Here is an 11,883-nt window from a genome sequence, read left to right on the forward strand (position 1 = left end):
CTGACCGGACACAGTTCCGGTCGGATCAAGCCCCGCAGGGCCTCCGAAGGCAGCACCTGCCAAAAGCGCACAGCGCACCAGATAAGGATTTTCAAATGGGTTTTGGGAAATACGAACCGGAATTGATTGAAAACAAGTGGCAGAAGGAATGGACCGACAAAGGCGCTTTCCATGTGGAAGCAGACGAGTCCCGTCCCAAATACTACGTGCTGGAAATGTTCCCTTACCCTTCCGGCAAAATCCACATGGGCCATGTGCGCAATTACTCCATCGGTGATGTTGTAGCCCGTTATAAACGTATGAAGGGCTTCAACGTACTTCATCCCATGGGCTGGGACGCTTTCGGACTGCCTGCTGAAAACGCCGCCATCAAAAACAACACCCACCCCGCCGAATGGACCTACGCCAACATCGACGACATGCGCACCCAGCTCAAACGTCTGGGTTACTCCTACGACTGGCGTCGCGAACTGGCTACCTGCCATCCCGGCTATTACAGGTGGGAACAGAAATTTTTCCTCAAGTTCCTTGAAAAAGGACTGCTCTACCGCAAAAAATCTCCGGTAAACTGGTGCGAAACCTGCCACACCGTTCTGGCCAACGAACAGGTTGAAGACGGGCTGTGCTGGCGCTGTGACACCCAGGTGGAGCAGAAGGAACTGGCCCAGTGGTTCCTGCGCATCACCGATTACGCCGAGGAACTGCTTGAAAGCCTTAACGAGCTTGAAGGCGGCTGGCCCGAACGCGTAATCACCATGCAGCGCAACTGGATCGGCAAGTCCATCGGTGCGGAACTGGACTTTGAAGTGGAAGAGTCCGGCGACACCATCAGCGTATTCACCACCCGTCCGGACACCCTTTACGGTGCGACCTTCATGTCCCTCGCCGCCGAGCACCCGATGGTTGAAAAACTCATCGAAGGCCGCCCCGAAGCCGACAAAGTCCGCCAGTTCGTCCACAAGGTCACCAACATGGACCGCTTCCAGCGTGCCGCGGACGACCTTGAGAAGGAAGGCGTGTTCACCGGTGCATACTGCATCAACCCGCTCAACGGACTCAAAATGCCCATCTACGTGGCCAACTTCGTACTCATGGGTTATGGAACCGGCGCGGTAATGGCCGTTCCCGCACACGACCAGCGCGACTACGAATTCGCCACCAAGTACAAACTGCCCATGCAGATCGTCATCCAGCCTGAAGGGCAGACCCTTGACCTCGCCGAAATGACCGCAGCCTACTCCGAGCCAGGCGTGCTGGTGAATTCCGCTGAATTCAACGGCATGCCCAATGAGGAAGCCAAAGGCGCAATCGTAGAGTACCTTGGCAAGTCCGGCAAAGGCAAAAAGTCCATCAACTACCGCCTACGCGACTGGAACATCTCCCGTCAGCGTTTCTGGGGTGCTCCCATCCCTGTAATCTACTGCGACGACTGCGGTATCGTTCCCGTTCCTGAAAAGGACCTGCCCGTAGTTCTGCCCGAAGATGCGGTCATGAACGAAGACGGACGTTCCCCGCTGCCCCAGATGGAATCTTTCATCAACGTCACCTGCCCCAAATGCGGCAAGGCGGCGAAGCGTGAAACCGACACCATGGATACCTTCGTGGAATCCTCATGGTATTTCATGCGCTACACCGACGCCCGCAAGGAAGACGAAGCTTTCGACAGCAGAGCCCTCGAATACTGGAGCCCAGTGGACCAGTACATCGGCGGTATCGAACACGCCATCCTGCACCTGCTCTACGCCCGCTTCTTCACCAAGTTGCTGAGAGACGAGGGTTACACCAAAATAGGTGAACCGTTCAAGAACCTGCTCACTCAGGGCATGGTACTCAAGGACGGCGCAAAAATGTCCAAATCCAAAGGCAATGTCGTTGACCCCAACGCAATGATCAACCGTTACGGCGCAGATGCGACCAGACTGTTCATCCTCTTTGCCTCCCCGCCCGAAAAAGACCTTGAATGGTCCGATCAGGGTATCGAAGGAGCTTACCGCTTCCTCAACAGGATCTGGAGACTGGCCGAAGATCTCGACGGCAAACTCTCCCCCGTCGGTGCGTGCGCCAAACCCGCGGCCGAACTTCCTTCCGACGCCAAGAAGTTGCGCCTGAAGGAACATGAAACCGTGCAGCGCGCCAGCCGCGACATGGAGAACAAGTTCCAGTTCAACACCGTAATCGCCGCAACCATGGAGCTGGTCAACGAGATCTATGCCCTCAAGGATGCGCTGGTCGATTCCGAGGACGGACGTTTCGCCCTGTCCTCCGCATTCAGTACCGTGCTTACTGTGCTCTCCCCCATTGCTCCGCACATCTGCGAAGAAATCTGGGCTGCACTGGGCTACAAGGGCTGTATCGCCGAAGTTGCATGGCCTGAATTCGACGAATCCGCCATGGTTACCGACGAAATCCTGATCATCATTCAGGTAAACGGCAAGATGCGCGGAAAGCTGTCCGTACCTGCGGCGGCAACCAAGGAAGAAATCGAAGAGACCGCGCTTGCACACGAAAACGTGACCAAGCACATCGAAGGACAGACCATCAGAAAAGTCATCGTTGTGCCCGGCAAGCTTATAAATATTGTTGCCAACTAGGTTGGCCTGAGGGGATGCCTCCGGTGGCCGGGGAAGGGAAACTTTTAAAAAAGTTTCCCTTCCCCGGACCCCATCCCTTCAAAACCTTTTAACGGGCTTTGCGTCCGTGAACTTTATTTTTCCGTGCAGAGAGAATCGCGTCACAATAAATCTTACCTGCACTCAATTTCTGCAAGTCGTGAGGAGTGAGAACAATGGCTCTTGTTAAATATGTTAAGAAACTGACCCTGCTTCTTTGTCTTGTTTTTGCCGTAGCCGCTTGCGGATACCACAACTCCGCCACCGAACCGAACAGAGTCGGTGAAAAATTTCATGAAATAGCCATCGCCAAAGTGGAAAACCCCACCCTTGAACGCTGGCTTGAACCGCAGCTCAGATCATTGCTTCGCGATGAAATCACCCGCCGCGGACAGCTTGTCTGGGTTGATAAATCCAAGGCCGAAGCGCTGATCAACATCAAAATCATCAGCATTTCCTCGGGAAGCCGCATTCTGGGTAACAAAGATACCACCCTGAAATACGACAAGACCCTGAAAGTCCAGATGCGCGTCACCAGTGCAGCCGACGGAACCCTGCTCTGGAACTCCGGTCCCGTTGAAGTTACCGAATCCTACTACTCAGGTCAGGAAGACGCCACAAACGAGCTCGTAACAGAACTTATCGTCCGCAAGATAGTGGATAAGATGAATCAGGCGTATTAATAAGCAGACATCCGATCTCTGCTTATTTGGAGAACGCAATAGAGTCAGACTATTCAGAACGTATCCCTAAGAAAAGAATATTTCCATTAGGGACTGAATTTAACTGAACACACTGATTATTTTCATCACAAGCACCGGCGAAGCCTTAATAAAAGGTTTTGGGATTCTTAAACCCTTTTGCAAAAGGGTTTAAGCTGCCGGAGGCAAAATAAGTTCGAAAAAAGCGCAAAGCGCATCAAAATCAGCCCCGCAAGGCCGCCGGATGCATGCAGTATCCGTGACGGCTTAAGTAGGTACCAGAATGTCCAGACCCGGTTTCATGTTTCTTATCTGCCCCGATGCTGAACTGCTTCACGCCCGCATTGGAGAGTTGCAGGAGCAGTACAACGCCGGGGACTTCGAAAAAAAAGTTTACTGGGCAGACGAGGAACTTCCCAGACAGTTCTGGGACGACCTCACTTTGCAGACTCTTTTCGGCTCCAGCAAAATTGTCATCCTAAGACGGGCGCACACTTTAAAAGCGGCAGTCTGGGACACTCTGGACAAAACCATCGCATCTCTTGCAGGTTCATCATTTCTATGTCTCTGTCTGGAAGGCAAATGGGAAAGCAAAGGGACTCCGGTTCCGGCTGTCCTCAAGAAACGCAAATGCTGGAAGTTCGCTGAAAAGCAGAAATGGACCTGGCAGTCCGCTGGCCTTGATGAGAAATCACTTTCCGGATTTATCGGCAAATGGGCCAAGAAGAATGGAATCGCCATTGACCGCCCGGTGATGGCAGCTCTTGCAGGAGCCCTTCCACGAGATGCACGCGCAGCAAGGCTGGAACTTGATAAACTGGAACTTGCCGCAGGTAATGGTCGCAAGGTGCTCATGGAGCATGTTGGCCTGATCGCCCACAGCGAGGAAATGGATTTTTTCCAGTTCATGCGTTCCATGTCTGAAGGGGGCGACCCTGTTGAAATCTGGCGCAGGGTTCTAACCAACCACAGCGAAAAAGACTCCATGATCTTCATGCTCACCGCCTCGCTGACCCGTGAAGCCCGCGCACTGTGGATGATGCTGCACGGCGAGGAATCAGCCGTAAGACTCCCCCCCTTTGTAAAAAAGCAGAAGCAGGCTCTGGCCCAGCGTCTGGGCCCTGCCCGCATTGCCCGCATTTTCGACATGGTCCTTGAAGCTGAACTGGGCATCAAGACAGGTCAGCGCAAACCTGAACAGGCGCTGGAACTACTGGTTGCATCCCTGACCAATATGTTCTCTCCCCCCTCCCCCGGCAGGAGATAGTTTTTTCTTCTTTGTAATCTGGACTGAGCCTGCCCCCGATGGTTGCCGGGTCTATTTTCATGCCCGGCAGAAACTGGGATGACCCCACGCTACAAACAGCCAGAGTGTGTAAAACACCGCTTTTTTCATAAAAATCATGTCTTTTTGCCTGAAAAAACCACATATTTATGTTTCATGAGGTTGCGCAGACGGGACTTAATGTTTATTTGTTCCGAACACTGGTGCAACGTCCTGCCGTAGGTCCTGTTGCCTTACATCAAATTTCGCCTCCCCAAGGCAGCTGAACTGTACTACCTGCCGAAGCAGACTTACTATTAATTATGAAGGACAAACCTCATTATCACGGTCACCGTCAGCGTTTGAAAGAACGTCTAGGAAGGGATTCAGCAGGGATGGCCGACTACGAGATCCTTGAGCTGCTGCTGGGGCAGGTGCTGCCGCGAAGGGATACAAAACCCATAGCCAAGGAGCTGCTGGCAAGGTTCGGTTCTCTGGGCGGGGTTTTCAGGGCTCCGCAGGAACAGCTTGAAGAAACAGACGGAATCGGGTCGGGGGTTTTGACTTTTTTTACGCTGATGCGTGAATTTTGGACCAGAATAGCTGAAGAACCCATGCGTACCGGAGAGATTCTTTCCACTCCGGAAGCGGTATGGCACGGAGCAATGGCCCGCATCGGCAATCTGTCCAGAGAAGAATTCTGGATTGCACTGGTCAACAACGGCAATAAGGTGATATATTGGAACAGAATGTCGGAAGGCACGGTCGATAAGACCGCAGTCTACCCCCGCGAAGTGGTGGCACTGGCCCTTCGCCACAATGCAGCCGGGGTTGTTCTGGCCCATAATCATCCCGGAGGAAGCACTGCTCCTTCACAGGATGATCTGGCACTGACCATGGATATAGCTTCGCTGTGCCTGGATATGGGAGTACGCCTTCTGGATCACGTTATTGTGACAGTGGACGGCTTTTACAGCTTCAAAGAAAAGGGACGCTTGTAACAAACCTCAAACTACAGGGAGGTTCCCATGATCAGAAGCTATCATTGTGTTGTTACCGGCAAGGTTCAGGATGTGTTCTTCCGTGCCTGGGTCAACGATCAGGCTGCCTCGCTCAAGCTCGGCGGCTGGGTACGTAATCTCGACGAAAAAAAGGTGGAGGTGCTGCTGCAGGGCGATGAAGTGAACATCGCTGAGATGCGCACCAGACTTATGGTAGGCCCTCCGCTTTCGCAGGTGAAGGACCTCAAGTGCGAGTGGATTGACTACGACACTGAACACAAGGAATTCGCAATCCGTTGAGCATACGGCTCACCGGAAATGAATCAGGAACATTCGCATCTCCTGCCCCGGTCAGGACTGATCCGGGGCGGGAGTGGTTTTTGCTTTTTATATAGGAACCGACAATAACTTTGACCTAAAGGACTTTTCCCTTGAAGAAAAAGAAATCCCCCATCAAGCCGCTGAAACTCGGTAAGAATGACAAAGAAAAGGCCGCAAAACCGGTCAAGAAAAGAATCGCGCATGACAGCGGGAACGATCAGGGACTCAATAAACCCCCGGTATCCCCGCTGAATGTACTGCATGATGCTTCGGATCTACTTGAAGACGCAGCCCAGCTTCACGAGGATGGTCAGCTGGAAATACCCTCCACGCTGCCGGTTCTGGCAGTGCGCGACATTGTGGTATTCAACTACATGATCCTGCCCCTTTTCGTGGGCCGCGAGAAATCCGTGCATGCAGTCGAAGCAGCCATGACCGGCGACCGCTACGTCATGATCCTGACCCAGCAGGATGAAAGCATTGAGAATCCCGGCCATGACGACCTGTACCAGACCGGAACAGTCTGCATGATCATGCGTATGCTCAAGATGCCTGACGGACGCCTCAAGGTGCTTGTACAGGGCGTATCCCGCGCAAAGGTGAAGAGATTCATAGGTTCCGAGCCGTTCCACATTGCCGAAATCGAAACCATCTCCGAGCCGCAGGCCCTGGAACTGGACCCCACACAGGAGGCCCTGATCCGCTCTTCACGTGAACAGAGCGAGAAAATCCTCTCCCTGCGCGGAATATCCTCCACCGACATCATGAGCGTGCTCAACAATGTGGATGATCCGGGACGACTTGCCGACCTCATCGCTTCCAACCTGCGCATGAAGGTCGCTGTGGCCCAGTCCATACTGGAATGCGAGAATCCGGTGGAGAGGCTGACCCTGGTGAACACCCAGCTCACCCAGGAAGTGGAAGTGGCCTCCATGCAGAACAAGATCCAGTCCATGGCAAAGGAAGGCATGGACAAGGCTCAGAAAGATTTCTACCTGCGTGAACAGCTCAAGGCCATCAAGAAGGAACTCGGCGAATCCACCGACGATGCCGAGGAAGCCGAAGAAATGCGTACGGCCATTGATAAGGCCAAGATGCCCAAGGAAGTGCGCAAGGAAGCCGACAAACAGCTGCGTCGTCTTGAAGCGATGCACCCTGAGTCCTCCGAGGCAACGGTTATTCGCACCTACCTCGACTGGCTGGTTGAGCTGCCATGGAACAAGCAGTCCCGCGACCGTCTCGACATTATCGAAGCCAAGAAAATCCTTGATGAGGATCACTACGGACTAGACAAGGTGAAGGAACGCATTCTCGAATACCTGAGCGTGCGCAAGCTCAACCCGTCCATGAAAGGCCCCATTCTCTGCTTTGTGGGCCCTCCGGGTGTAGGTAAAACATCGCTGGGACGTTCCATTGCCAGCAGCCTCAAGCGTAAATTCCACCGCATGTCGCTGGGCGGAATGCGCGATGAAGCCGAAATCCGCGGACACCGCCGCACCTACATCGGCTCCATGCCCGGCAGAATCATTCAGGGCATAAAGCAGTGCGGAACCCGCAACCCGGTCATCATGCTCGACGAAATCGACAAGCTCGGCTCCGATTTCCGCGGCGATCCGTCTTCGGCCCTACTGGAGGTTCTGGACCCGGAACAGAACAACACATTTACCGACCATTACCTGAACGTACCCTTTGACCTGTCCAAGGTGATGTTCATCTGCACGGCAAACGTGCTGGACTCCATTCCCCGTCCTCTGCTGGACCGCATGGAAGTCATCAGAATTCCCGGTTACACCGAGCACGACAAGGTCAATATTGCCAAACGCTACATCCTTGGCCGCCAGTGCACGGAAAACGGGCTCAAGGAAAGCGAAATGATTATGGACGATACGATCGTCGCCAAGATCATCAAGGAATATACCCGAGAGGCAGGACTGCGTAACCTTGAGCGAGAGGTAGGCTCGGTCTGCCGCAAGCTGGCCCGCAAAAAGGCCGAAGGCGAAAAGGGCCCCTTTGAGGTAAATGGAGACAACCTGCACAAATATCTCGGTATTCCCAAGTTTCTTGAAGACGAAAAGGAAACCGTACTGCCCGCAGGCGTGGCTCTGGGACTTGCCTGGACTCCGGTGGGAGGCTCAGTCCTCCATGTCGAGGTGTCCGCAATGCCCGGCAAGGGCAAGCAGCTGCTTACCGGCCAACTCGGCGATGTCATGAAGGAATCCGCACAGGCTGCAGTCTCCTTCGCCCGCCAGCATGCCGAGGAATACGGCATCAGCCCGAAATTCCACGAGGAGCAGGACCTCCACATCCACGTTCCCGACGGAGCCACTCCCAAGGACGGTCCCTCTGCCGGGGTTACACTTGTCACAGCTCTGGTTTCGGCACTGACCGGAACACCGGCTGACCCGGAACTGGCCATGACCGGTGAAATATCCCTGCGCGGACGCGTTCTGCCCGTAGGCGGCATCAAGGAGAAAATCCTCGCCGCGGTATCTCTGGGCATGAAACGGGTGCTTATCCCGGCCCAGAACATGAAAGACCTTGAAGACATACCGCAGGAGCTGCAGGACAAGATCGAAATCACGCCCATTGAGCGCATTGACCAGATCTGGCCTATTGCAAGGACCAAATAGGATTTACTGTACATGGAAATCAGCGCAGCAGACTTTCGGGTTTGCTGCGCTTTTTTGTACCGCCTTGCAAAACAGCCAACCGAACTTATATAGAGGCAAGACATTGCCCCGCCCGGTGTTTTGGGCTATGCAATCTTTCGCAAACAGTATTTCAAAAGCATGGAGTAAATATATATGCCAATTTTCGAATACAAATGCGCTGACTGCGGTGCAGAATTCGAGGAGCTTGTCTTCAAGCGTGACGAGTGCCCTCCCTGCCCCAAATGCAAATCCACCTGTACCGAAAAACTCATGTCCGCCTGTAAATTCAAAACCGGCGGCGGAGCAGCTGACTACGGAGATATGGGATCATCCTCATCATCTTCCTCCGGCAGTTCATGCGCCGGATGCAGCGGCGGCAACTGCGCCTCCTGCGGTTAGTTTCATATAAATTTCAATTCAAACGGCGGAACAATGAGAAAAATTACCATAGCCACCCGCGGTAGCAAACTTGCCCTCTGGCAGGCAGAACACATTTCCGACCTTCTTCGTGAAGAGTATCCCGACATCGAAGTCCAACTGCTCAAGATAAAAACCAAAGGCGACAAGATTCTTGACGTGCCACTGGCTAAAGTAGGCGGTAAGGGACTGTTCGTAAAAGAAATCGAGGAAGCCCTGCTTGAAGGACGTGCTGATCTGGCTGTACACAGCATGAAGGATGTTCCCACCGAACTTCCCGAAGGCCTTGAAGTAGGCATCATTCCTCCGCGCGAGGCTGATACAGACACCCTGCTTTCCGTAAAATACGATTCCATCAAGGATCTGCCCTCCGGAGCGGTTGTGGGAACCAGCAGTCTGCGCCGCCAGTCCCAGTTGCTCGCCCTGCGCGACGATCTCAAGATCGAATCCCTGCGCGGCAACCTCGATACCAGAGTCAACAAACTTCTGAACGGGGAATTCGATGCCATCGTGGTCGCGACTGCCGGCCTGAACAGGCTCGGCCTTTCCGCGCCCAAGAGCGAAGTTCTCGGCCCTCCGACCTTCCTGCCTGCTGTTGCTCAGGGTGCTCTGGGTATTGAATACCGCATCGAGGATACTGAAATCCAGGACATCCTGAGCTTTATCCATGATGAACTCACCGCTCGTCAGGTTCGTGCGGAACGCGGTTTCCTCACCGGCCTCAACGGCGGATGTCAGGTTCCCATTGCAGCATGGTCAGTACTCGAAGGCGACCAGATCAGGCTGACCGGTTTTGTAGCCGATGTTGACGGTTCCAGCCCGATCCGTATGGAAAAGACCGGTCCTGCCGACGACGCATGGAACATCGGCCTTGCACTGGCCGAAGACGTCCTTGCCGCAGGAGCAAAGGAAATCCTCGACCGTGTCTATGACAAGTGCTGATCCAAAGACACTGAAATCCTTCCGGACACTCCCGGGGGTGGGCAAATCAATTGCCCAGGACCTCTGGAATCTGGGCTACCGTTCACTGGACGAGCTTAAGGACGGGGACCCTGACGATATGTACCGGCGGCTGGAAGAACTCGCCGGGCAGCATGTGGACCGCTGCATGCTGTACGTGTTCAGATGTGTCAGCTACTGCCTGAATACGGCCGATCGGGATCCTGAGCTGGAAAAATGGTGGAACTGGAAGGACTGATTTCATACCACAAATCTAAAGCCTGAATCATTGCACAAATGATTCAGGCTTTTTTGTTGGGCAGCTATCTTTAAATTAAAAATAAATTGCAGCCCTAAAGTTTTCCCTCAACCTGTCCGATATGGAAGTTAAACGGAAATATTTTAAAAACAAGCGTAACTCAAATTATGGCTTCCATGGAAGGAGGTATAAGATGACAAGCGGTCACGACCTGAACAAGGTGGCACAGGCCCCCCCTGTAAGGGATGAGCAGAATTTTGCCAATACCATGAAGACCCTGCAGCGCAAGCGGCTGCACAGGCAGGCATACGCCGATCCTGCTATGCACCGGGAGCTGGTCAGGATTGAATCATCACCCATTTACAACGCAAATGCGGAGATAATTCAGTCAGTAACCACAAGCCACGGTTCCGCATAGGGTTAATAAATATTTTTGAGCAGGCATCCTTTCCTCCTCCATAAAGCAAAAGCGCAGGTCAACGAGCGGACCTGCGCTTTTATTGTTATTTGATGCGCTTTGCGCTTTTAACGATCTGATTTCTCCTCCGGTGGCCAAGGGTCCGCGACCCTTTGGAATCCCTATTGGTTTCAGGATACAGCTTGTAGCATTGCTGCATGAAAATCAGACTGTTGTGAAGCACCCTATGAGTAGATCTATCTACTGAAATTATACAATCCGCAACCGTGGCCTTTCCGCATCATAAGGAACAACCTGCCCGATATGTGCGGCAAGATCTCCTTCCGCAAGCAGCATGTCCACGGCCTGCGCAAGCTTTTCTTCCGGTACAGCCAGAACAAGGCCCCCGGATGTCTGGGCATCAAATACCAGATCAGTCCTGATTGAGTCAGCGCCCGGTGCAGTCAGCACCTGCTTGCTGCAATAGTTCCGGTTGGCAAAACTACCCGCAGGGATCATGCCCATGGACGCAAGTTCAATCACATTTTCCATGAAAGGAACCTTATCCAGCCACAGCTCGACGGCAACCCCGGAAGCTTCGACCATTTCCAGAACGTGACCGCCGAGTCCGAACCCGGTTACGTCCGTGGCTCCCTTAAGCCCTAGTTCACGGATGACCTTTCCGCCGCCTTTGTTCAACCTGGAAGCCCAGCGATAGACATCGCGCTCAAACTGTTCCGCTCCGTCCCAGTCCGCCTTTAGCGCGGTGGCCAGCACCCCTGTTCCAAGCGGCTTGGTCAGCAACAGATGGTCCCCGGCACGCAGTCCCTTGTTTGAAGCGAATCCGTCCGGGTCTACCATGCCTGTAACAGACAGTCCGTACTTGATCTCGTCGTCCTCTACACTGTGCCCCCCGGCCAGCACTGCCCCGGCCTCAAGAGTTTTATCCATGCCGCCCTTGAGAATCTCGCGCAGAATCTCCGGGCCCATTTTCTTCATGGGGTAGCAGACGATATTCATCACCGTCCACGGTTCACCGCCCATGGCATAAACATCCGAAAGTGAATTGGCCGCAGCAATCTGGCCGAACCAGTACGGATTGTTCACCACCGGCGTAAAAAAATCCACAGTCTGGACCAAAGCCTTTCCCGCTGGAAATGAGACAATAGCCGAATCTTCATTCCCGCCAAGGCCGGTCAGAAGACGTTCATCATCAACTGCCAGACCATGCAATACCTGCTCCAGGTCCCCCGGAGCTATCTTTGCAGCTCAACCGGCCGCTTTTACGGTCTTTACCAATTCACTGGGCATGGCCTGTCTCCTT

11 protein-coding genes are annotated in these 11,883 nt (G+C 53.6%); 10 read left to right on the forward strand and 1 reads right to left on the reverse strand.

Annotated features, from left to right (window positions below; all coding sequences use genetic code 11):
- Positions 1-95: 95 nt before the first annotated feature.
- The 10 genes from leuS (at position 96) to N7E73_RS05390 (ending at position 10,580) form a co-directional block, all read left to right on the forward strand.
- Positions 96-2,591, forward strand: a complete 2,496-nt coding sequence (gene leuS / locus N7E73_RS05345; RefSeq protein WP_432738000.1) for a leucine--tRNA ligase — start codon at positions 96-98, stop codon at positions 2,589-2,591.
- Between the two features lie 194 nt (positions 2,592-2,785).
- Positions 2,786-3,292, forward strand: coding sequence for an LPS assembly lipoprotein LptE (gene lptE / locus N7E73_RS05350; RefSeq protein ID WP_432738001.1), 507 nt, complete (start codon positions 2,786-2,788; stop codon positions 3,290-3,292).
- Between the two features lie 301 nt (positions 3,293-3,593).
- Complete coding sequence (gene holA, locus N7E73_RS05355) at positions 3,594-4,577, forward strand: DNA polymerase III subunit delta (protein WP_432738002.1); 984 nt, start codon at positions 3,594-3,596, stop codon at positions 4,575-4,577.
- Positions 4,578-4,897: 320 nt separating this feature from the next.
- A complete protein-coding gene (gene radC, locus N7E73_RS05360) occupies positions 4,898-5,575 on the forward strand; it encodes a RadC family protein (RefSeq protein WP_432738003.1) in 678 nt (225 codons plus the stop codon).
- A gap of 27 nt (positions 5,576-5,602) precedes the next feature.
- Positions 5,603-5,875, forward strand: coding sequence for an acylphosphatase (locus N7E73_RS05365; RefSeq protein ID WP_432738004.1), 273 nt, complete (start codon positions 5,603-5,605; stop codon positions 5,873-5,875).
- 215 nt (positions 5,876-6,090) lie between these two features.
- Entirely contained in the window at positions 6,091-8,526 is a 2,436-nt protein-coding gene (gene lon / locus N7E73_RS05370) for an endopeptidase La (protein WP_432738841.1), read from the forward strand.
- Positions 8,527-8,700: 174 nt separating this feature from the next.
- Positions 8,701-8,946 (forward strand): FmdB family zinc ribbon protein, encoded by a 246-nt coding sequence (locus tag N7E73_RS05375; protein ID WP_432738005.1) that lies wholly within the window; start codon positions 8,701-8,703, stop codon positions 8,944-8,946.
- Positions 8,947-8,979: 33 nt separating this feature from the next.
- Entirely contained in the window at positions 8,980-9,906 is a 927-nt protein-coding gene (hemC, locus tag N7E73_RS05380; RefSeq protein ID WP_432738006.1) for a hydroxymethylbilane synthase, read from the forward strand.
- Positions 9,893-10,162, forward strand: a complete 270-nt coding sequence (locus N7E73_RS05385; protein ID WP_432738842.1) for a helix-hairpin-helix domain-containing protein — start codon at positions 9,893-9,895, stop codon at positions 10,160-10,162. Before hemC ends, N7E73_RS05385 begins: the two co-directional genes overlap by 14 nt.
- 193 nt (positions 10,163-10,355) lie before the next feature.
- Complete coding sequence (locus N7E73_RS05390; protein WP_432738007.1) at positions 10,356-10,580, forward strand: hypothetical protein; 225 nt, start codon at positions 10,356-10,358, stop codon at positions 10,578-10,580.
- 249 nt (positions 10,581-10,829) lie between these two features.
- Here N7E73_RS05390 and selD read toward each other — a convergent pair whose 3' ends face one another.
- Positions 10,830-11,870 (reverse strand): selenide, water dikinase SelD, encoded by a 1,041-nt coding sequence (gene selD / locus N7E73_RS05395; RefSeq protein ID WP_432738008.1) that lies wholly within the window; start codon positions 11,868-11,870, stop codon positions 10,830-10,832.
- Between the last annotated feature and the right edge of the window lie 13 nt (positions 11,871-11,883).

The sequence above is a fragment of the Maridesulfovibrio sp. FT414 genome (assembly GCF_050916235.1).
Taxonomy (GTDB): domain Bacteria; phylum Desulfobacterota; class Desulfovibrionia; order Desulfovibrionales; family Desulfovibrionaceae; genus Maridesulfovibrio.